Source organism: Actinomadura logoneensis (genome assembly GCF_003428695.1).
Classification (GTDB): domain Bacteria; phylum Actinomycetota; class Actinomycetes; order Streptosporangiales; family Streptosporangiaceae; genus Spirillospora; species Spirillospora logoneensis.
This window is the reverse complement of record NZ_QURH01000282.1, coordinates 1-21,047: the sequence shown is the minus strand read 5'-3', so window position 1 is coordinate 21,047 and position 21,047 is coordinate 1. Positions and strand designations below refer to the sequence as shown.

Sequence of the window (21,047 nt, the reverse complement as noted above, 5' to 3'; positions counted from 1 at the left end):
CGCCACCGCGCTGCTCGCCGCGCTCGCCCCCGCGCTCACCGCCGCGCTGGCCACCGCCGCCGCGCCGGTTGCCGCCCGGACGGTCGCCGCCCTTGGGACGCTCGGCCTCGTCCTCCAGGCGGAGGGTGAGCGAGATGCGCTTGCGCTGCAGGTCCACGTCCAGGACCTTGACGCGGACGATGTCGCCGGGCTTGACGACGTCGCGCGGGTCCTCGACGAACTTGCTCGACATGGCGGAGATGTGGACCAGGCCGTCCTGGTGCACGCCGACGTCCACGAACGCGCCGAACGCGGCGACGTTGGTGACGACGCCCTCCAGGATCATCCCCTGCTCGAGGTCGGCGAGCTTGTCGACGCCCTCCTTGAACGTGGCCGTCCTGAAGGCGGGGCGGGGGTCGCGGCCCGGCTTCTCCAGCTCGGCCAGGATGTCGGTGACGGTCGGCAGGCCGAAGGTCTCGTCCACGAACTGCTGCGGCTTGAGCGCCCGCAGCGCGGCGGTGTTGCCGATCAGCGTCTTGATGTCGGTCCCGGCGGCGTCCAGGATGCGCCGGACGACGGGGTACGACTCGGGGTGGACGGCCGAGGCGTCGAGCGGGTCGTCCCCGCCGGGGATGCGCAGGAAGCCCGCGCACTGCTCGAAGGCCTTGGGGCCGAGCCGGGGGACGCCGCGCAGCGCCTCGCGGGTGCGGAACGGGCCGTTCTCGTCGCGGTGCGCGACGATCGAGGCGGCCAGGCTCTCGCCGATGCCGGACACGCGGGTCAGCAGCGGCGCGGACGCGGTGTTGACGTCGACGCCCACGGCGTTCACGGCGTCCTCGACCACGGCGTCCAGCGAGCGGGACAGCTTCAGCTCCGACACGTCGTGCTGGTACTGGCCGACGCCGATGGACTTCGGGTCGATCTTGACCAGCTCGGCGAGCGGGTCCTGCAGGCGGCGGGCGATGGAGACCGCGCCGCGCAGCGAGACGTCCATGCCGGGCAGCTCGCGGGCGGCGTAGGCGGACGCCGAGTACACCGACGCGCCCGCCTCCGACACCATGATCTTGGTGAGCTTGAGGTCGGGGTTGGCGGCGATCAGGTCGGCGGCGAGCTTGTCGGTCTCGCGGGACGCGGTGCCGTTGCCGATCGCGATCAGGTCGACGCTGTGCTCCTTGGCCAGCCTGGCGAGGGTGGCGAGCGAGGCGTCCCACTGGCGGCGCGGCTCGTGCGGGTAGATCGTGTCGGTCGCGACGACCTTGCCCGTGCCGTCCACGACGGCGACCTTCACGCCGGTGCGCAGGCCCGGGTCGAGGCCCATGGTCGTGCGGGTGCCGGCGGGCGCGGCGAGCAGCAGGTCCTTGAGGTTGCCGGCGAAGACGCGGACGGCCTCGTCCTCGGCGTCCTGGCGCAGCCGGGTGCGCAGGTCGATGCCGAGGTGGACCAGGATGCGGGTGCGCCAGGCCCAGCGGACGGCGTCCTGCAGCCAGCGGTCGGCCGGGCGGCCCTGGTCGCTGATCCCGAACCGCGCGGCGATCTCGGCCTCGTAGCCGGACCGGACGGCGGGGTCGGACTCCTCGGCCTCCGGCTGGAGGTCGAGGTCGAGGACCTCCTCCTTCTCGCCCCGGAACAGCGCGAGGATGCGGTGCGAGGGCAGCTTGGTGAACGGCTCGGAGAACTCGAAGTAGTCCGAGAACTTCGCCCCCGCCTCCTGCTTGCCCTCGCGGACGCGGGAGACCACGCGCCCGCTGTTCCACATCCGCTCGCGCAGCGAGCCGATGAGGTCGGCGTCCTCGGCGAACCGCTCGACCAGGATGGCGCGGGCGCCCTCCAGCGCGGCGGACGCGTCGGCGACGCCCCTGTCGGCGTCCACGTATCCCGCGGCGGCCTCGGCCGGGTCGTGGGACGGGTCGCCGAGCAGCAGGTCGGCGAGCGGCTCGAGGCCGGCCTCGCGGGCGATCTGTGCCTTGGTGCGGCGCTTGGGCTTGTACGGGAGGTAGATGTCCTCCAGCCGCGCCTTGGAGTCGGCCGCAGTGATCTGGGCGCGCAGCTCGTCGGTGAGCTTGCCCTGCCCCTCGATCGACTCCAGGATCGCGGCGCGCCGCTCGTCCAGCTCGCGGAGGTAGCGCAGCCGCTCCTCCAGGTCGCGGAGCTGGGTGTCGTCGAGCGCGCCGGTCGCCTCCTTGCGGTACCGGGCGATGAACGGGACGGTGGATCCGCCGTCGAGCAGCTCGACGGCGACCCGCACCTGCCCCTCCCTGACGCCGAGCTCCTCGGCGATCCGCGCGGTGATGGGCCGCGGGGCGGCCTGCTCGGCGGCGTTCTGGCTGGTGACTGTCACGTGTCGGTTCGCTTTCTCCCCTGGATGTCGCCCGTGCATTGTCCAGGAACCGGGGCCGCTTGTCGCGTCAGCCCCGGTTCCCGGACGGACACGTCCGGGAACCGGGGCGGAGCGGGGGCCTCGGCGGGCAGGAGCGGGGAGCGCGCCGGGGCAGGGCGGGGCAGGGTGGAGGCGTCAGCCGACCGGGGTGCGCGGGGAGATCCGGCTTCCGGGGGCGGGAAGCCGCCGGGACAGCGGGCCGGGCCACCAGTTCGCCCGGCCGAGCAGCACCATCGCGGCGGGCAGGACGACGATCCGGATCACCACCGCGTCGATCAGGACGGCCACCGCGAGCCCGACGCCCATCTCCTTCATGTCCGTCAGGCGGAGCGCACCGAAGATCGCGAACACCGAGATCATGATGACCGCGGCGCTGGTCACCGTGCCGGCCGAGCCGGTGATGCCCGTCCCGACGGCGCGCCGGGTCGGCATCCCGGCGCGGGCGGCCTCGCGGATCCGGCTGACCAGGAAGACGTGGTAGTCCATCGACAGCCCGAACAGCACGGCGAACAGGAACAGCGGGATCCAGGCGACGATCGCGCCGGTGCTGCGGAACCCCAGCGCCCCCTCCAGCCAGGTGTGCTGGAAGACCAGGACCAGCGCGCCGAACGAGGCGCCCACCGACAGCAGGTTGACCAGGATCGCGGTCAGCGCGACCACGACCGAGCGGAACATCACGGCCATCATCAGGAACGTCAGGGCGAGGACGAACCCGACGACCAGCGGCATCCGGTCGGACATCCGGTGGCCGAAGTCGACGGACGCGGCGGCGTCCCCGCCGACCCAGTGCCCGGCGCCGGGGACCCGTCCGACGGTCGCGGGGACGAGGTCGTCCCGCAGCCGCGCGACCGCGTCGCGGGCCTGGCCGCTGTTCATGCCGTACGGGGTGGCGAGGGTGAGCGTCTGGACGCGTCCGTCGGGCGAGGTCCGGATGTCCGGGCGCGGTCCGCGGGCGACGAACAGCCGGTCGCCGGCGGCTCGGGCGGCCAGGTCGGTCAGCGCGGCGTGCACCGTGCGCGCCTGGTCCGGGGCCGTCCTGACGACGACCTGGTGCTCGGTCGAGCGGTCGGGGAACGCGGCGACGAGCCGGTCGTAGGTGCGCAGCGCGGGGATCGCGCGCGGGAGCTGGTCGGTCGTGGTCGGCTGCAGCCTCATGTCCAGGGCCGGGAGGGCCAGGGCGCCGAGCGCGGCGACGGCGAGGACCAGCGTGATCGCGGGGTGGCGCAGGGCGGGGCGCAGCAGCACGGGCCAGAGCCGCGGGTTCTCGCGGGTCGCGGTCAGCCGCCACAGCACCGGGACGCGCGGCCGGTCCACGCGCGGGCCGAGCTTGCCGAGGACGGCGGGCAGCACGGTCACCGAGCCGAGCATGGCGACCGCGACGACGATGATGGCGGCGACCGCGAGCGAGGTGAAGATGACGTTGCCGGCGAGGAACAGGCCGGCCATCGCGACGATCACCGCGACGCCGGACACCACGACGGCGTGCCCGGAGGTGGCGGCGGCGATCTCGACAGCGTCCCGGCGGTCCGCGCCGCGCAGCCGCTCCTCGCGCTCGCGGCGCAGGTAGAACAGCGAGTAGTCGACGCCGACGGCCATCCCCATGAGCATGGTCATGCTGCTGGCCGTGTCGTACATCGGGACGAGGTGGGAGACCAGCGCGGTCAGGCCGGTCGCGCCGGCGATCGCGGTGATCGCGAGCAGGATCGGGACGCCCGCGGCGATCAGCGCGCCGAACGCCACGGCCAGGATCAGCAGCGTCACCGGGAAGCCGATCCCGTCGGCGCGGACCAGGTCGGCGGCGATCAGCTCCGTCATGCCCTTGCCGATGGACCCGGCGCCGGTCTGCTCGACGCGCAGTCCGGGGTGCGCCTTCTGTACCTCGGCGGTCCGGTCGAGCAGCGGCTTGACGCGGTCCTTGGCCGTCAGCGGGTCACCGGCCATGGTCACCGGGACCGTCAGGGCCGTGCCGTCCTTGCCGGCGACCGCGGCGTCCACCTTCGCGACCTGCGGGATCCCGCGCAGCGCGGCGGTCACCTCGGCGGCGGCCCTGGTCGCCTCGGCGCGGGGCAGCGGCCCGCTCCGGGACGTGATGACGACGTTCTCCATCGCGGGCGGGGTCACGCCGTGGGCGTGCGCGACGCGTCCGGCCGTCCCGGCCTCCCCCGCGGCCTGGTCGAGGTCGGTCGCCTTGTTCGTGCCTCCGGCGCCGCCGAACACGGCGCACGCCACCACGAGGACGATCCACAACCCGATCGCCCGCCACGGATGTCCCGCGCTCCAGCGGGCCACCCTCACTGTCACCGATCGCCTGCTCATGAGCCGGGCCTTCCGTCCGAATGTCAACGACGGTTCGATGCTCGTGCGTCGCGGGCGGCGTCACAGTGGGCTCACGCCCTCCGGGGGGTAGGCCCAGGCCCACCTCCGGGATGGGGGGTCTGAGTCCACTGTCCGGGATGCGCGGTCCGGGCAGAATGAGCGTGTGAACGGCGATGCGCACGACCGGGCCGGAGTCGGCGGGCTCGCGGTGGTCCGCAGCCTGGCGCAGGCGCTGCTGACCCACGTCGCGAACCTGCCGCTGACGATCCTGCTGCTGGTGTCGCTCGCGCTCGTCCCGCTCGGGGTCGGCCTGGTGCTGCTGCCGCCGGTGCTGCTGGCGGTGCGGGGCCTGACGAACCAGCAGCGGCGCTGGGCGCTGGACTGGTCGGGGGTCGAGATCCCCGTCCCGTACCGGCCCCGGCCGGCGGAGGCGAGCACGGCGGCGGGCGGAGCGGCGGGCGAGGCGGCGAGGAAGGCCACCCGCGTCGCGCGGTGGACGGCGACGGTGCGGTGGCTGCTGCGCGACCCGGCGTCCTGGCGCGACATGCTCTGGACGGCGACGAACTCGGTGACCGGGCTCGTCCTCGGCGGGCTGCCCGCCGCGCTGGTCGTCTACGGGCTGGAGGGCGTCCTGGTGATGCCGTGGATGCCCGACCTGCGCACGTTCGGCTGGGGGCCGTTCTGGCCGCTCGGCGACTACGGCCTGGCCGGATCGGCGGGCTGCGCGCTGCTCGGCTCGCTGATGGCGCTGCTGGGCTGGCGCTACGGACCGCCGATCATGCGGGCGTACGCGCTGGTCAACCGGTCGATGCTCGGCCCGCCCCGGGGGCGGCTGGAGGAGCGCGTCCGGGAGCTGACCGAGACGCGCTCGGAGACCGTGGACGCCTCGGCCGCCGAGCTGCGCCGCATCGAGCGCGACCTGCACGACGGCGCCCAGGCCCGGCTGGTCGCGCTGTCGATGCACATCGGCCTCGCCGAGCAGCTGGTCAGGGACGACCCGGACGCCGCCGTCCGGCTGCTGGCCGAGGCCCGCGAGGCGAGCGGCACGGCGCTCACCGAGCTGCGCGGGCTCGTGCGCGGCATCCATCCGCCGGTGCTCGCCGAGCGCGGCCTGGACGGCGGGGTGCGGGCGCTCGCGCTGGCGCTGCCGATGCCGGTGGAGGTGACCGTGGACGTGCCCGGCCGGGCCGCTCCCCCGGTCGAGTCCGCCGCGTACTTCGCGGTGGCGGAGATGCTCGCGAACGCCGCCAAGCACGCGGACGCGGAGCGCGCGTGGGTGGAGGTCCGGCACAATGGCAGCGCGCTCGTGATGATCGTCGGGGATGACGGGCGCGGCGGCGCCGACCCCGCGCGGGGCGGCGGGATGCTCGGCATCGGGCGCCGCCTGGCGGCCTTCGACGGCACCATGGCGGTCGCCAGCCCCGAGGGTGGGCCGACCGTCGTGACCATGGAGCTGCCGTGCGCGTTGTCATCGCCGAAGACCTAGCCCTGCTGCGGGACGGCCTGATCCGGCTGCTGTCGGCCTACGGCTTCGAGGTGGTCGAGGCCGTGGACAACGGGCCGTCGCTGAAGCGGGCCCTGCTGGAGCACCGTCCGGACGTCGCGGTCGTGGACGTCCGGCTGCCGCCGACGTTCACCGACGAGGGGCTGCGGGCGGCGCTGGACGCGCGGCGCGAGATCCCCGGGCTGCCCGTCCTGGTGCTGTCGCAGCACGTGGAGCAGCTTTACTCGCGCGAGCTGCTGTCGGACAGCTCGGGCGGCATCGGCTACCTGCTGAAGGACCGCGTGTCGGACGTGAAGCAGTTCGTGGAGGCGGTGCGCCGGGTCGCGGACGGCGGGACGGCGCTCGACCCGGACGTGGTGTCGCAGCTGCTCACCCGCCGCTCGCGGGACGAGCCGCTGAAGGCGCTGACGCCGCGCGAGCGCGAGGTGCTGGAGCTGATGGCCGAGGGACGCTCGAACGCCGCGATCGCGGGGAAGCTGTTCGTCACCGACAAGGCCGTCACCAAGCACACGGCGAACATCTTCGCCAAGCTCGGCCTGCCGGTGTCGGAGGACGACAACCGGCGCGTGCTGGCCGTCCTCGCCTACCTGCACGCCTGACCGCGCGGCCCGGGCGGGCCGGCCCGCCGACGCGGAAGGGGCCGCCCCGGACGGGACGGCCCCTCCGCTGTCCGCCGGTCAGCCGACGGTGTAGGAGTACGGGATCGCGGCGAGGACGTCCCCGCCGTTGTAGATGGCCCCGTACCCGCCGTTGAACGCGCCCACCGGCGAGGTCACCAGGTAGAGGACGCCGTCCACGACCGTGCCGGGCTTCCCGGACGGCGTGAACGTGACCGAGACCTTGCCGGACCGTCCGGGCTGGACGACGACCGGCGTGCCGTTGGGCGTGAAGTCCCCGGTGACGGCCGTCCGGTACGGGTCACCGGCCGGGGAGGTCACCGCGGTGTCCCACGGCTGGGTCTTCGCCAGCGCCCCGAGCGTGCTCGTGCCGGACGGCGCCGGACCGGAGAACGGGCCGATCTGCTGGACGTAGCTGAACCAGAAGCCGCGCGCGAGGACGTGCCGTCCGCCCGCCTCGCTGACGCGGGCGATGGAGGTCAGGTCGCCCTTCTTCGCGGACCCGAGGTCGCCGAACACGTCCGGCTGCCCGGCGGGGCCCTGCAGCTCGACCTGCGCCGGGGTGCTGGACCGCGCGGCCAGCGACAGCGCCCGGGTGCCGGGCGGCACCAGGTACGCCGGGACCGACGAGGTCGGCGTGATCGGCAGCGTGATGGTCGGGGACGAGCCGAGCGGCGCGAGCGGCACGTCGGCGTACTTCTGGAGCCGCGGGTTGACCTGCACCGGCACGGGCGCGACCCCGCGGTTGGCGTAGGTGAGGGTGAAGCTCGCGGCCTTCCCGGCGGGCAGCTTCGCGCCGCGCGGGAGCGAGCCGGTGACCTTCACCTGGTCGAACCCGATCGTCCCGGTGAAGTTCTGCGAGATCTCCCTGCCGCTGACGGGGTTGGCGACGATGACGGTCAGCCGCCAGCGCCCGGGCACGGGGTCGGCCTGGGTCACCTGGAGGGTGTCCGCCGTGACGGGCGTGCCGTCCTCGCGGAAGTCGCGCGCGTTGGAGCCGGTGCCGATGAGCTGGCCGTCCGGGTCGACGAGCGCGGCCTCGACGAGCACCTTCGGGTCGCGCGCGAGCTTGAGGGTGACGCCGAGGTCGCGGCGTCCCTTCGGCACGTCGAAGGCGTAGGTCGCGGTCTGCGCCGGGGCGTAGGCGCGGCCGTTGCCGCCGGTGATCGTCCCGCTGAACGTCCCCCGGCCACCCCTGGTCGGGAGCAGCGTGCGGATGACGGCCGGGACCGAGCCCGCCTGGCCCGCGGAGGTCCGGTACCAGACGGCCTCGGCGAGGTCGCCGCGGTTCCCGTCGGTCCGGGCCCGGAAGGTGACGTGTCCGGTCTGGCCGGGCTTGAGGGTCAGCGCGGACGGGCTGACCGTGCCCCGCGCGACCGCCTTGGCGGCGCTGGTCGCGAACTGGACCGGGCCGCTGTACGACTGCGGTCCGGACTGCGGGCTGTAGAGGATCGCGGTCCACGTCCCGGCGGCCGGGTAGCGGACGTCCACGTAGGCGTGGTTCGCCGAGATCGCGCCGCCCTGCGGACGGGAGTTCGCCGCGTACGCGCCGTTCGGGTCGACGAGCGTGAGCCGGACGACCGGACCGATCACCGCGCCGTTCGGCTGGGTCGCGTTCACGCCCTGCCAGGCGGTGGAGACGCCGAGGACGTCCGTGCCCTTGGCGACCTTGAAGGTGACCTTCTTATAGCTCCAGGGTGCGCCGTTGGTGGCGTAGGGGAAGGTCGGCAGGGAGGCCGCCTGGAACGGGACGGTCTGCCATCCGGTCTGCCGGGTCGCGTAGGACCGCGTCCCGAAGCGGACCTTGGCCGGCGCCGAGCCGTGGTTGGTGAACGCGATCCGCTTGGAGACCGTGCCGCCGGGCGTGCCGGTCAGCGTGGTCTGGGTGATGTCCGGGACGACGTTCGCGGTGCCCTTGTAGGCGCGGGCGGCGTCCACGGCGGCCTTGGCGTCCAGCAGGCCCGCGCCCTGCTCCGGAGCGGGCAGGCCGAGGTCGTGCGCGGTGCCGGTGAGGAGCCGCTTGACCAGCAGCGGGGACGGCGACTGACCGTGGTGGGCGGACCGGAACGCCTGGATCACCAGCGCGGCGGCGCCCGCGGTCAGCGGCGCGGACTGGCTCGTTCCGCCGAACGGCTGGATCGAGGCGGGCTTGCCGGAGTAGCCGACGCAGTTCTCGTACTTCGCCGGGTCCGGGGTGCACAGCGCCCAGTCGGACTCGCCCGGCGCGGCCAGGTCCGGCACGCGTCCGCCCTGGCTGACGCCGCCGGACGACAGCGCCGAGATATTGTCCGAGAGCCACCTGCCGGGCTTGGCGAAGCGCGCCGCGCCGTACCCGGTCTGCTGGTAGTTCTGGAAGTCGGTGGACCCGGCCGCCGCGATCACGTTCGGGTCGGTGGACGGGCTGCCCTGCGTCCCGGTGATCCCGGCGTCGCCGGTGGAGACCGTGACGGTCACGCCCGCGCGCACGGCCGCGTCGTTGAACAGCCGGATCGTGTCGCGGCTACCGTCGTCGGGGTAGACGTTGGACCCGAACGACTCGTTCAGCACGTCCACATGCCTGCTGATCGCGTAGTCGATCGACTGCAGGATCGCCGAGTTCGGCAGCAGCTCGCCGCCCGCCTTGAGCCCGACGATGGACGCGCCGGGGGCCATGCCGAGCACCCGGATCGTGCAGCCCTTGGGGATGCCCTGCGACGGGTGGGCGTAGTCGGACACGTCGTAGGCCATCCGGCCCTGCGCTCCGATGGCGGACGCGTCGCCGAACGCCTCGGCGCCGCCGGACGGCGTGTCCGGGCCCTCACCGGAGAAGTCCTTGTAGTCGGTGAAGACCTTCCTGCCGTTCGGGCGGACGAAGTCGGGGTTGTTCGGGTCGACGCCGTCGGCGATGTAGGCGACGGTGACGCCCGAGCCGTCGATGCCCGCGCGGTGCGCGAGCGAGGCGCGCGTGGTCGTCAGCGCCTCGGGTTCGAGCAGCGGTTTCCTGGGGTCGGACGGGCAGACCGTGGGCGGGAGCTTCGACGGCGCTCCCTGCGCCTTCATGCCCTTGACCGGCGCGGTCGGCTTCTGGCTCGGGGCCGGGGGCGCGACCGGGACGTTCGTGTCGGGTACGACCGCCGCGACCGCCGGGTCGTTCGCCAGCGCGACGGCCTGGTCGGCGGAGACGGTCGCGGCGAACGACGGCACAGCCTGGTAGGTGACGATCTTCGTCCCGCCCGCGCCGCGCACCTTCGCGACCAGGCCGTCCCGCGCGGACGGCGTCTTCAGCAGCACGATCACCCGGGACGGCTTGGCCGCGTCGGGGCTCGGCCCGGCGGGGGCGGCGTGGGCGGGGGCGGCGAGCGCCCCCGACCCCAGCGCCAGCAGGGCCGCGCCCAGTCCGGCGAGCACACCGCTCCGCCGGATGGACGCGACGCTCCGCCGGATGGACGCGACGCTCCGCCGGATGGACGCGACGCTCCGCCGCGCGGACACGGCGGCGCTCCGGGCGGACGCGGAGGGCCGGGCGGACGCGGCGCTCCGGGCGGCCGTCCGTTCCGATGATCTCCCAGTTCGCAGGGCCATGAGGTCCCTTCACAGGTCCTTCGCGGCCCCGGGCGGGTGAACGCGGCCACGAGAGCGGCGTCCGGTCGGGAGGGCCGGACGGCCGCCGCGGAATGATCGCGGCGAACGCCCGAATATCCACGGAATTCGACGGCCGCCGCGGAATGATCGCGGCGAACGCCCGAATATCCACGGAATTCGACGGCTGGGACAAGAGGGATAAAAGCGTCGGTTTGATTACAGAAGTGTTCAGGACAGGCCAGCGGGGCAAATTGCGGCGCGCGGTAATTCGCCCTACTAACGAGTCGCTAACGCGCCCAGGGCGGAACGATCTTCTCCCCGACCGCGGGAGCGATGTCGCAGCCTTCCGTCACGACCGGCTCGGGGGTGTGCACCAGCGTCCCGGCGGGCGCGGCCACGACGGCCTGGAAGCCGTCCGGGGAGACGAACATCCGGCGGGTGACGTCCGCCGGGATCACGATGGTGTCGCCGGCCGCGAGGTCGACCTTGTCGTCGCCGACGGCGAAGGACACCGCGCCGCTCAGGAACGTCCACACCGACTCCTGGTCGAAGACGTGCAGCGGGCCGGTCACGCCGGGGACGGCGTCCACCCGCCACACGGCCAGCCTGCCGGTGCCGCCCTGGGTCGGCGTAGCGAGGGACGTCATGACGCCGTTCGGGGTCTCGGTGCGGCGTGCCTCGGCGTCTCGGATCACGGTCATGGGGGTACTCCCGGTAAGGTTTAGACAACTGGGTTGTCCATATAGTCAACGAGGTTGTCTTTCATGTCAAGCGCCGAACCCGCCGAACCCGACGCACCGGGCTGGGAGCTGCCGCTCCGCCTGTTCCTGGCGTTCCGCCAGATCATCGACGAGACCCACGATGAGCTGGCCCGACAGGGCCATCCGGACATGCGCCCCATGCACGGCTTCGTCTTCCAGGCGATCGGCGCGGAGGGCACCACCGCCGTCGAGCTCGGCCGCCGCCTCGGCGTCAGCAAGCAGGCCGCGGGCAAGCTCGTCGACACCCTCGAACGGCTCGGCTACGTCGAGCGGACCTCCGACCCGTCCGACGCCCGGCGCAAGCTCGTCCGGCTGACCGGGCACGGCTGGGACGCGCTGCACCGGTCCGCGCTGCTGTTCGACGCCGTCCGCAGGCGCTGGACGGAGGAGCTCGGGCCCGACCGGATGCGCGCCTTCGACGCCACGCTGCGCGAGATGACGCCCGGCGACATGTGGCGGCTGGACGCGCCCGGCTGGTTCGGCGGCACCTGACGCGACCGTCCGGGGGGCGTGCCGCGGCGCGTCGGAACCGATCTTCCGGACCGGCGCAGCGTGCGGGGCGGACCAGCGTGATCGCGGCGAAACGGGGTCAACGAGCCCCTTGCCGGGGCCGGTCGGCGCGGTTAACATCGCGGCGACTCTTAGGAAACTTTCCTAAGAGTTATCAAGATTCCTGTTGGTTCGGGGGCGCGGACTGAACGGAGAATCATGGCCATACCGGGCAGCCGGCGGATCCTCGCGGTCCTCTCGGCACTCACGGCGGCGGCGGGCCTCACGCTCACCGCCGCGCACCCCTCGGCGGCGGCCGGAGCGGTCACCGCCACCTGTACCAAGACCTCCGACTGGGGCACGGGCTTCGAGGGCTCCTGCACGATCAGCAACGGCACGTCGGCGTCGATCTCCTCCTGGAAGCTGGAGTTCGACCTCCCGTCCGGGACCGCGATCACCTCGGCCTGGAACACCACCCAGTCCCACTCCGGCAACCACTACACGTTCGCCAACGCGTCCTGGAACGGGACCGTCGCGGCGGGCGCGTCCACCAGCTTCGGCTTCGACGGCAGCGGATCGGGCTGGCTGTCCGGCTGCACCGTCAACGGCGCCGCCTGCGACGGCTCGGGCACCCCGCCGGGCGGCGGGAACGACACCCAGGCCCCGACCGCGCCGTCCGGGCTGAAGTCCACCGGGAAGACCGACACGACGGTCAGCCTCTCCTGGACGGCCTCGACCGACAACGTCGGCGTCGCGGGCTACGACGTCTACAAGGGCACGACCAAGGCGACGTCGGTCACCGGCACGTCGGCGACCGTCACCGGCCTCACCCCCAAGACCGCCTACAGCTTCACCGTGAAGGCCCGCGACGCCGCCGGGAACGTGTCGGCCGCGTCCAACGCCGTGTCGGTGACGACCGACGACTCCGGCGGCGGCAACCCGCCGGCCGGCACCAAGGTGATGGGGTACTTCACCGACTGGGGCATCTACCAGCGGAACTACCACGTCCGCAACATCGACACCAGCGGCACCGCGAGCAAGCTGACGACCATCAACTACGCGTTCGGCAACGTCACCAACGGCCAGTGCGCCGTGGGCGACAGCTACGCCGACTACGACCGCTTCTACAGCGCGGGCGAGAGCGTGGACGGGACGTCCGACAGCTGGGACAACGGCGCGCTGCGCGGCAGCTTCCACCAGCTCCAGGAGCTCAAGAAGAAGTACCCGAACATCAAGGTCGTCTGGTCGTTCGGCGGCTGGACGTGGTCCGGCGGCTTCACCCAGGCCGCGCAGAACCCGGCCGCGTTCGCCGACTCCTGCTACAAGCTGCTCAACGACCCGCGCTGGGCGGGGCTGTTCGACGGCATCGACATCGACTGGGAGTACCCGAACGCCTGCGGCCTCAGCTGCGACACCAGCGGCTTCGCGTCGTTCAAGAACCTGCTCGCGGCGGTGCGGGCGCGGTTCGGCTCCTCCCAGATCGTGACCGCGGCCATCACCGCGGACGCCACGTCCGGCGGCAAGATGGACGCGGCCGACTACGCGGGCGCGGCGCAGTACGTCGACTGGTACAACGTCATGACCTACGACTACTTCGGCGCGTGGGACGCCAAGGGCCCGACGGCCCCGCACTCCCCGCTGACCTCCTATGACGGCATCCCGATCAAGGAGTTCAACACCACCGACACGATCGCCAAGCTCAAGGGCCTCGGCATCCCGGCGGGCAAGCTGCTGCTCGGCATCGGCTTCTACGGCCGCGGCTGGACGGGCGTCACGCAGAAGGCCCCCGGCGGCACCGCGACCGGCCCGGCGGCGGGCACCTACGAGCAGGGCATCGAGGACTACCGCGTGCTCAAGTCCAAGTGCCCCGCCACCAGCGTCGTCGCCGGAACCGCCTACGGCCTGTGCGGCACCGACTGGTGGAGCTACGACACCCCGTCCACCATCGGCGGGAAGATGGGCTACGCCAAGGCACAGGGGCTCGGCGGCGCCTTCTTCTGGGAGATGTCCGGCGACACCGACAACGGCGAGCTCGTCACCGCCATCCGCTCCGGCCTCGGCTGACCCCCTCCCGGTCGCGGTCCGGCCCTCCCCAGGACAGCACCCGGCCCGCGACCCCTCCAGAAGGCCCCCGGCTCCTCCCGCCGGGGGCCTTCCCCCTGCTCAGAGCCCCGCGAAGGTCGGGGCCAGGGCGTCGGTGAGGCGGTCGATGTAGGGCTGGGGCGACACGGGGAGGTTCGGGCGGTCCTTGCGGAACTCGTCCCACTCGACGTACTCCAGGGCCTCGCGGAAGTCCGCGGCGAACGACTCCGGGAAGCCCGTCTCGGTCACCGGACCGTTCCGGTAGGAGTGGTCGGCGAGCTCGAGCGCCTTTCCGAGCAGTTCGGAGGGCAGGCGCGTGTGCTCGGCGAGCAGGCACGCGTCGTACAGGTCCTTGCCCTCGCCGTAGGCGTCGCTGTACAGCCACAGCACCTTCCAGGCCAGCGACAGCTCCGGCGTCGCGGCGAGGACGCGCGCGGACCCGGAGCCGTCCGCGCGCGGGACGTCGGTGAACTCCGGCTCGGCGGGCAGCGGCTCGTTGAAGACGAAGTCGAGCTGGACGGTGCCGCCCGCCGTGCCCTCCGCGGCCCACGGCAGGACGACGCGGCGGCCCGGCACGCGGTCGTAGGTCCAGATGTCCGACCAGACCGCGCCGTCCGCGTGGATCAGGACCTCACCGGCGGGTGCGTCTCCGTCGGCGGCTCGCGAGGCGTCGTCCGCGGGAGGCGCGGCCTCGGCGGCGTGGGACGCGGCCTCGGCGGCGTGGGACGCGGCCTCGGCGGCGCGGGATGCGGCCTCGGCGGCGCGGGCGATGCCCGTCAGCAGGTCGTCGGTGCGCTTCTCGTGCACGTCCCAGTCCTCCGGGCGCAGCACGAAGTCGAGGTCGCCCGGGTCGCGGGCCGCCGCGCCGTACCAGGCGGAGAGGAGCATGCTGCCGCGCAGCATCAGGTTCGCGGACCACTCCGACCCGGCCACGCCGGCCAGGACGTGGTCGAGCGCGCGGCGGCGGGCCGCGTACCAGCGCGCGCCGCGGTCCGGATCGCCGAAGCGCGGCTCGCTCGGACGCAGCGCCCGGCGGTGGTGCTTCATCGCCGGATCGAAGACGGGGACCTGCTCGGCGTCCGGCACCGGACGGAGCGTCGGGGGCAGGCCCAGCCGGGCCGCGGTCCCGGCGTCCGGCGGACGTGCCGGCAGGCGTGCCGTGTCCGGCCAGGGGGCGCGGCGCAGATCGTCCCAGTTCATCGGGGCTCCCGAGGGGCGTCGAAGGTCGGGTGGAGGGCCGCCAGCAGCCGGGCGGCGAACGGGGCGGACGTGGCCGGGCCGTCCGGAAGCTCCTCTTCGCGGAACGCGCTCCAGGTCTCCTCGGCGCGGTGCAGTGCGGCCCGCAGGCTCGCCTCGGTGACGGGCCTGGGGTTGGTGGTGTCGGCCAGCTCGAACGTCCTCACCAGCAGGTCGGCGGGCAGGTACACGCGTTCGGCGAGCAGCACCGCGTCGAACAGGTCCTTGCCCTGCGGCGGCGTCTCGTTGACCAGCCAGAGCAGCTTCCAGGCCAGGGACAGGGCGGGCGTCACGGCGAGGACGGTCGCCGGGTCGCCGCCGTCCGCCCGCGGGATCTCCGTGGGCTCGGGCGCGACGGGGAGGCGTTCCCGGAACGCGAAGTCGACCTGGAGGACGCCGCTTCCGCCGCCGTCGACGTCGTAGGGCACCTCGAAGCGGCGGCCCGGGTTCTCCCCGTCGTAGTCCCAGCGGTCCTCGAAGTCCGCCCACTCGGACCTGAAGGCCACCCGCGGTCCGGGCGCGGTGTCCGCGCGGGACGCCCGCTCGGCGGCCTCCATGACGCCGTCGAGGAGTTCCTCGCCGCGGTGGTGGTACAGGTCGAGGGTGTCCGGGACGACGACGAAGTCCAGGTCGCCGGGCTCGCGCGCGGCGGCGCCGAACCAGGCGCGCAGGAGGGCGCTGCCGCGCAGCACCAGGTGCGCCGCCCACGGCGAACCGGCCACTCCGGCGAGGAAGGCGTCCAGCGCGCGGCGGCGCGCCGCCGGGGACGGGTCGTGCGGGTTCGCCGTCATCGGGGGTCCTCGGTGATCCAGCCGTCGTCGAGGGACGGGGTGTCGTCGTGGACGACGTACTCGCGTTCGACCTCGGCGATCTCGTGGCCGGCCGCGCGCAGGGCGCCGACCAGCGCGTCCAGGCGGGCGCCGGCGGTGGGCGCGCCGACGCGGTGGCAGCGCTGGGTGACGAACCGCTCCGGGCGCCCGTCCGGGCGGACGCGCCGGACGTTGCGGGACACGTGCGCGCCGTGCGGGACGGCCAGGGCGGCCAGCGCGGCGAGCGCCGCCGGGTCGGACTCCGGGGCGAGCAGCAGTTTGACGTGGTGCTCGAAGTAGGAGCCGAGCGCGTCGCCCTCGGCGTCGGTGCGCGGGACGCCGTCGTTCCACGGCGCCGCCTCGACCTTGACGCGGACGACCCGGAGGCCGTCGCCGCGCAGGTCGCGGGCCGTGCGGGCGGCCTCGGCCAGGACGGTGTCGCCGGTGCCGGAGCGGCGCAGGCTCAGCATCGGCTGCGTGGGCGTCCGGCCGCGCGCGAGTTCGATCAGGGTGAGCTTGAGTCCGCGCGCCGCGGCGGCCTCGCGCGCCCGCGACGCGTCGGAGGCGGCGACGGTCAGGTGGATCTCGAAATCACCCTTGATGTCCATCCTGCACAGGGTTCCAGAATTTCGAGAGCGAGGGCATCCGGATTTCGGATGGCACAATCCCGAACATGGCCCTTCCTGTCGCCGCCGTCCTGTTCGACCTCGACGGCACCCTGATGGACCACGCGACGGCCTCGGTCGGGGCCGTCCAGGAGTGCTGGCCCGACGCCGACCCGGCGTTCGTGGCACGGCGGTGGACCGAGCTGACCGACGAGTACGTGGAGCGGTTCGCCCGGGGCGAGATGAGCTTCGAGGAGCAGCGGCGGCACCGGGCCGTCGGGCTCGCGCGCGAACTGGGGCATCCCAGGTGGGACGACGCGCGGGCGGACGCGTGGTTCGCCGGCTACCTCGTCCGGTACCGGCGGCGGTGGGCGGCGTTCCCCGACGTGCTGCCCGTCTTCGAGGAGCTGGCGGCGCGCGGGCTGCGGTTCGGGATCGTCACGAACGGCGACGGCGCGCAGCAGCGGCAGAAGCTGGAGCGGATCGGCGTGCTGCCCCGCGTCGCGGACTGCGTGGTCGCGTCCCGGGAGGTCGGGACGGCCAAGCCGGACCCGGCGATCTTCGCCGCCGCGTGCGCCCGGCTGGACCTGCCGCCCGCGGCCGTGGCGCACGTCGGCGACCTGCTCGACACCGACGCGCGGGGCGCGACGGCGGCGGGCCTCACCGGGGTCTGGCTCGACCGTCCCGGCACCGGCGCCGCCGCCGACGTCCCGCGCGTCACCACGCTCGCCGACCTTCCCGCCCTGCTCCGCTGACCGCCCGCGGTCCTCTGCGGACCGACCGCGCCACTCGGCCGACGCGCCACTCGGCCGACGCGCCACTCGGCCGACGCGCCACTCGGCCGACGCGCCACTCGGCCGACGCGCCACTCGGCCGACGCGCTACTCGGCCGGCGTGGTCAGGACCGCCTCGACCTCCAGGGTGATCTCCACCTTCTCGCCGAGCGCCACGCCGCCCGGGATCGGCATGTTGGTGTCGACGCCGAACTCGGTGCGGTCGATCACGCCGGTCGCCAGGAACCCGGCGCGGGCGCCGCCGCCGGCCGGGTCGAAGGCGTCCGGGCCGAACCCGCCGATCTCCAGGTCGAAGGTGACGGGCCTGGTCACGCCCTTGATCGTCAGGTCGCCGGCCAGCTCGAACCGGCCGGCGCCGCGCGCCGGGCGCAGGCCGGTCGAGCGGAACGTCATGGTCGGGTGCTCGTCGCTGCCGAAGTACTCGGCGGTGCGCAGGTGCGCGTCGCGCTGGGCGTTGCCGGTGTCGACCGAGTCCATCCGGACGGTCGCGGTGACGTGGGAGTCGAGCGGGTCGGCCCCGGTCACGAAGGTCGCCTCGAAGTCGTCGAACCGGCCGCGGACCTTGCTGATCATCAGGTGCCGGACCGCGAACCCGACGGTGGAGTGGGCGGTGTCCACGGTCCAGGTGCCCGCGACGTAGCCGGGGATCTCGACAAGCTGCGCCGTCATCGTGTCTCCTTGGTTCTGGGAAGTAAGTCGGTTCCTCGGAGGAACCGCCTTCATCCTGCGAGAACCCGCACGCCCCCACAAGAAGGCACTTTTCCCTGCCTCAGGCACCCGGAGATAACCATGGACTTCAGCGGTCTGAGCGAGCACTCCCCCGAGGCGTGCCGCGCCCGCGAGACCCTCGACCGCGTCGCCGAGAAGTGGACGCTGATGGTCATCGCGCTGCTCGGCGAGCGCACCAAGCGGTTCGGCGAGCTGAAGCGCGAGTGCGTCGGCGTCAGCCAGCGGATGCTGACCGTGACGCTGCGCGGCCTGGAGCGCGACGGGTTCGTCGTCCGCACCGTGTACCCCGAGATCCCGCCGCGCGTCGAGTACACGCTGACCAAGCTCGGCCGGACGATGCTGGAGGCGATCGAGCCGCTCATCGTCTGGACCGAGTCGCACGGCGAGGAGATCGACGCCGCCCGCGCCGCCTACGACGGCAGGACGTCGGACGGTTAACCGGGTGCCGGGCGCGGCGCCGGCGGTTACCGTGGACGTCGTCTGAACGGCCACCGGGAGCACTCTCAGAACGATGGACCCTCACGAGACGGGACGGCGAGCTAGCCGCGCCGAGCCGGGGAACGCGCGCACGCGCGGCCCGGTTCGGCGGTGCGCGCCGCTGTCCCGACCACCTCGTGAGGTTCCACGATGCTGTCCGACGACGTCCGTTCGACCTTCCTGACCTTCTTCGGCGAGCGCGGCCACGTCCGCGTGCCGTCCGGCTCCCTGGTGCCGGACGACCCGACGCTGCTGCTGACGAACGCCGGGATGAACCAGTTCAAGCCCTACTACCTGGGCGAGCGCGTGCCCGGGCACCGCAGGCTCATGTCGGTGCAGAAGTGCGTGCGCACCGTCGACATCGAGAACGTCGGCCGGACGACCCGGCACGACACGTTCTTCGAGATGCTCGGCACCTTCGCCTTCGGCGACTACTTCCGGCGCGAGGCGGTGCCGTGGGCGTGGGAGCTCCTGACCGGCCGCTACGGCCTGGAGCGCGACCGGCTCTGGGTGACGGTGCTGCGCGGCGACGACGAGACGGAGGCGGTCTGGCGGAGCCTCGGCGTCCCGGCGGAGCGGATCCAGCGGCTCGGCATGGCCGACAACCACTGGTCGATGGGCGTCCCAGGACCGTGCGGACCGTCCTCGGAACTGCACTACGACCGGGGTCCCGCGTTCGGTCCGGACGGCGGTCCGGCCGTGGACGGCGAGCGCTACGTGGAGCTCTGGAACCTGGTGTTCATGGAGAGCCTGCGCGGCGAGGGCGACGGCAAGGACGGCTACCGGGTGCTCGGCCCGCTGCCCGCGCGGAACATCGACACCGGGCTCGGCCTCGGCCGGCTCGCCGCGATCCTCCAGGGCGTGGACACCGTCTGCGAGACCGACGTGCTGCTGCCCGTGTTCCGGCTCGTCCAGGAGCGGGCGGGCCGCCCGTACCCGGGCCGGGACGGCGGCGCGGTCGCGACGTCCATGCGGATCGTCACCGACCACGCGCGGACGGCGGCGTTCCTCGTCGCGGACGGTGTGCTGCCGTCCGGCGAGGGGCGGGGGTACGTGCTGCGGCGGCTGCTGCGCCGCGCGGTCCGGCACGCGCGCCTGCTCGGCATCGACGGCCCGCTGCTCGCGGACCTCACCGGCCGCGTCGTGGACGGCCTCGGCGGCTACTGGCCCGAACTGGTCGCGGGACGGGAACTGGTCGGGCGGGTCGTCGCGGCGGAGGAGGAGCGGTTCGACCGGACGCTGCGGCAGGGCTCGCGGCTGCTGGAGTCGGCGATCGCGTCCTCGTCCGGCGGCACGCTGCCGGGCCGGACGGCGTTCGAGCTGCACGACACCTACGGCTTCCCCATCGACCTGACGCTCGACGCGGCGCGCGCGGCGGGCCTCACCGTGGACGAGGACGGGTTCGGCCGCCTGCTGGAGGCGCAACGCAGGCGCGCGCACGATGCGGAGCGAGGCCGCAAGGGCGACGCGGTCGCCCGGCAGGACCTCTACCGGGGCGTGCTCGCGCGGCACGGCCGGACCGAGTTCGTGGGCCATGACCGGACGTCCGCGGAAGGACGCGTCGTGACGCTTCTCGACGGCGGCTCGGAGGTTCCGCACGCGCACGAGGGCTCGACGGTCGAGCTCGTGCTGTCCCGGAGCCCGTTCTACGCGGAGGCGGGCGGCCAGGTCGGCGACACCGGGCGCGTCGTCACGCCGTCCGCGACCCTCGACGTGCTCGACACCAGGCTCGGCGTGGACGGACTGCACGTCCACACGGTCCGGGTCGTCTCGGGCGAGGTGGGCGCGGGCGACGAGGCGGAGGGCGTCGTGGACGCGGAGCGGCGTGCGGCGATCGCGCGGTCCCACAGTGCGACGCACGTCCTGCACGCGATGCTGCGCCGCGTCCTGGGCGAGCAGGCGGCGCAGCGCGGCTCCCGCGTGGAGCCGGGACGGCTGCGGTTCGACTTCGCCCACTTCGCGGCGGTCTCCGACGACGAGCTGGCGACCGTCCAGACGCTGGTGAACGACTACCTCTTGGCCGATCCGGAGGTGCGGGTCCGGGAGGCGGACCGCGCGGCGGCGGAGGCGGCGGGCGCGGTCGCGCTGTTCGGCGAGCGGTACGGCGAGCGCGTGCGGATCGTGGACATCGGCGACGCGTCCCGCGAGCTGTGCGGCGGCACGCACGTGGGGCACGGCGCGCAGGCGGGGCCGGTGCACCTGCTCGGCGCGTCGTCGGTCGGGTCCGGGCTGCGCCGCGTCGAGGCGCTGACCGGGCCGGACGCGCTGCGCCACCACGACCACGAGCGCGCCCTGCTGACCGAGCTGGCGGGCCTGCTGGCGGTCCCGGCCGACCGCGCGCCGGAGCGGCTGCGGCAGCGCCTCGCGGCCCTCGCGGAGGCGGAGCGCGAACTGGCGTCGCTCCGCGCGGCGGACCTGTCGGCGCGGGCGTCCCGCCTGGCGGCGTCGGCCTCGACGTCGGGAGGCGACGGCGGGCCGGTGGTCTGCGCGGAGGTCGAAACCGTTCCGGCGGAGTCTTTGCGGGACCTGGCGACGCGGACGCTCGCGCTGCTGCCCGAGGCCGGCGCGGTCGTCCTCGGGACGGTCCACAGCGGGAAGGCTCTGCTGGTCGCGGCCGTCGCGGCGGAGTACGGGACTCCGGCGCGCGAGCTGCTGGCGGACGCGGCGCGCGTCGTCGGGGGCGGCGCGGGCGGACGCGGCCCGGTCGCGAG

General features: G+C 73.9%; 15 protein-coding genes. 7 read left to right on the top strand and 8 right to left on the bottom strand.

What is annotated here, in order from left to right:
* Together DZF91_RS16780 and DZF91_RS16775 are read right to left on the bottom strand one after the other, a co-directional pair.
* Positions 1-2,356: Tex family protein (locus DZF91_RS16780; RefSeq protein WP_147341183.1), on the bottom strand; the 2,356-nt coding region annotated here is incomplete at its 3' end.
* A gap of 135 nt (positions 2,357-2,491) precedes the next feature.
* Positions 2,492-4,657 carry an MMPL family transporter gene (locus tag DZF91_RS16775; protein ID WP_199486690.1) on the bottom strand — a complete coding sequence of 722 codons (2,166 nt, stop codon included), beginning with the start codon at positions 4,655-4,657 and terminating at the stop codon, positions 2,492-2,494.
* Positions 4,658-4,835: 178 nt separating this feature from the next.
* Between DZF91_RS16775 and DZF91_RS16770 the strand changes: the two genes are divergently transcribed.
* Together DZF91_RS16770 and DZF91_RS16765 are read left to right on the top strand one after the other, a co-directional pair.
* Positions 4,836-6,158 (top strand): sensor histidine kinase, encoded by a 1,323-nt coding sequence (locus DZF91_RS16770; RefSeq protein WP_117358394.1) that lies wholly within the window; start codon positions 4,836-4,838, stop codon positions 6,156-6,158.
* On the top strand, positions 6,131-6,775 hold the full coding sequence (locus DZF91_RS16765) for a LuxR C-terminal-related transcriptional regulator (RefSeq protein ID WP_117358393.1): 645 nt from the start codon (positions 6,131-6,133) through the stop codon (positions 6,773-6,775). Before DZF91_RS16770 ends, DZF91_RS16765 begins: the two co-directional genes overlap by 28 nt.
* 78 nt (positions 6,776-6,853) lie before the next feature.
* Here DZF91_RS16765 and DZF91_RS16760 read toward each other — a convergent pair whose 3' ends face one another.
* Positions 6,854-10,264 (bottom strand): S8 family peptidase, encoded by a 3,411-nt coding sequence (locus DZF91_RS16760; protein ID WP_199486689.1) that lies wholly within the window; start codon positions 10,262-10,264, stop codon positions 6,854-6,856.
* A 377-nt stretch (positions 10,265-10,641) separates the two neighbouring features.
* Positions 10,642-11,055, bottom strand: a complete 414-nt coding sequence (locus DZF91_RS16755) for a cupin domain-containing protein (RefSeq protein ID WP_117358392.1) — start codon at positions 11,053-11,055, stop codon at positions 10,642-10,644.
* A 63-nt stretch (positions 11,056-11,118) separates the two neighbouring features.
* Between DZF91_RS16755 and DZF91_RS16750 the strand changes: the two genes are divergently transcribed.
* Positions 11,119-11,607, top strand: coding sequence for a MarR family winged helix-turn-helix transcriptional regulator (locus DZF91_RS16750; RefSeq protein WP_117358391.1), 489 nt, complete (start codon positions 11,119-11,121; stop codon positions 11,605-11,607).
* A 216-nt stretch (positions 11,608-11,823) separates the two neighbouring features.
* Positions 11,824-13,668 (top strand): glycosyl hydrolase family 18 protein, encoded by a 1,845-nt coding sequence (locus DZF91_RS16745; RefSeq protein WP_117358390.1) that lies wholly within the window; start codon positions 11,824-11,826, stop codon positions 13,666-13,668.
* 99 nt (positions 13,669-13,767) lie between these two features.
* Here the strand turns inward: DZF91_RS16745 and DZF91_RS16740 are convergent, their stop codons facing one another.
* Genes DZF91_RS16740 through DZF91_RS16730 form a run of 3 tightly spaced genes read right to left on the bottom strand, consistent with a single transcriptional unit; the run spans position 13,768 to position 16,339 of the window.
* Positions 13,768-14,886, bottom strand: a complete 1,119-nt coding sequence (locus DZF91_RS16740) for a nucleotidyl transferase AbiEii/AbiGii toxin family protein (RefSeq protein ID WP_117358389.1) — start codon at positions 14,884-14,886, stop codon at positions 13,768-13,770.
* Positions 14,883-15,713: a nucleotidyl transferase AbiEii/AbiGii toxin family protein gene (locus DZF91_RS16735; RefSeq protein ID WP_117358388.1), complete on the bottom strand. Its 831-nt coding sequence runs from the start codon at positions 15,711-15,713 to the stop codon at positions 14,883-14,885. Before DZF91_RS16735 ends, DZF91_RS16740 begins: the two co-directional genes overlap by 4 nt.
* Positions 15,710-16,339, bottom strand: a complete 630-nt coding sequence (locus DZF91_RS16730; RefSeq protein ID WP_235834353.1) for a hypothetical protein — start codon at positions 16,337-16,339, stop codon at positions 15,710-15,712. Before DZF91_RS16730 ends, DZF91_RS16735 begins: the two co-directional genes overlap by 4 nt.
* 65 nt (positions 16,340-16,404) lie before the next feature.
* Between DZF91_RS16730 and DZF91_RS16725 the strand changes: the two genes are divergently transcribed.
* On the top strand, positions 16,405-17,091 hold the full coding sequence (locus DZF91_RS16725) for an HAD family hydrolase (RefSeq protein WP_117358387.1): 687 nt from the start codon (positions 16,405-16,407) through the stop codon (positions 17,089-17,091).
* 126 nt (positions 17,092-17,217) lie between these two features.
* Here DZF91_RS16725 and DZF91_RS16720 read toward each other — a convergent pair whose 3' ends face one another.
* Positions 17,218-17,799, bottom strand: coding sequence for a YceI family protein (locus DZF91_RS16720; RefSeq protein ID WP_117358386.1), 582 nt, complete (start codon positions 17,797-17,799; stop codon positions 17,218-17,220).
* A 120-nt stretch (positions 17,800-17,919) separates the two neighbouring features.
* Here DZF91_RS16720 and DZF91_RS16715 point away from each other — a divergent pair, with 120 nt between their 5' ends.
* Together DZF91_RS16715 and alaS are read left to right on the top strand one after the other, a co-directional pair.
* Positions 17,920-18,297 carry a winged helix-turn-helix transcriptional regulator gene (locus DZF91_RS16715; RefSeq protein ID WP_117358385.1) on the top strand — a complete coding sequence of 126 codons (378 nt, stop codon included), beginning with the start codon at positions 17,920-17,922 and terminating at the stop codon, positions 18,295-18,297.
* A 189-nt stretch (positions 18,298-18,486) separates the two neighbouring features.
* The coding region (gene alaS, locus DZF91_RS16710) for an alanine--tRNA ligase (protein ID WP_117358384.1) at positions 18,487-21,047 on the top strand (2,561 nt) is incomplete at its 3' end.

Bases quoted from the DNA above. Each gene is read 5' to 3' on its own strand.
- DZF91_RS16755 (WP_117358392.1), bottom strand. From the start codon at position 11,055: ATGACCGTGATCCGAGACGCCGAGGCACGCCGCACCGAGACCCCGAAC.
- DZF91_RS16750 (WP_117358391.1), top strand. From the start codon at position 11,119: ATGTCAAGCGCCGAACCCGCCGAACCCGACGCACCGGGCTGGGAGCTG.
- DZF91_RS16745 (WP_117358390.1), top strand. From the start codon at position 11,824: ATGGCCATACCGGGCAGCCGGCGGATCCTCGCGGTCCTCTCGGCACTC.
- DZF91_RS16740 (WP_117358389.1), bottom strand. From the start codon at position 14,886: ATGAACTGGGACGATCTGCGCCGCGCCCCCTGGCCGGACACGGCACGC.
- DZF91_RS16735 (WP_117358388.1), bottom strand. From the start codon at position 15,713: ATGACGGCGAACCCGCACGACCCGTCCCCGGCGGCGCGCCGCCGCGCG.
- DZF91_RS16730 (WP_235834353.1), bottom strand. From the start codon at position 16,339: ATGGACATCAAGGGTGATTTCGAGATCCACCTGACCGTCGCCGCCTCC.
- DZF91_RS16725 (WP_117358387.1), top strand. From the start codon at position 16,405: ATGGCCCTTCCTGTCGCCGCCGTCCTGTTCGACCTCGACGGCACCCTG.
- DZF91_RS16720 (WP_117358386.1), bottom strand. From the start codon at position 17,799: ATGACGGCGCAGCTTGTCGAGATCCCCGGCTACGTCGCGGGCACCTGG.
- DZF91_RS16715 (WP_117358385.1), top strand. From the start codon at position 17,920: ATGGACTTCAGCGGTCTGAGCGAGCACTCCCCCGAGGCGTGCCGCGCC.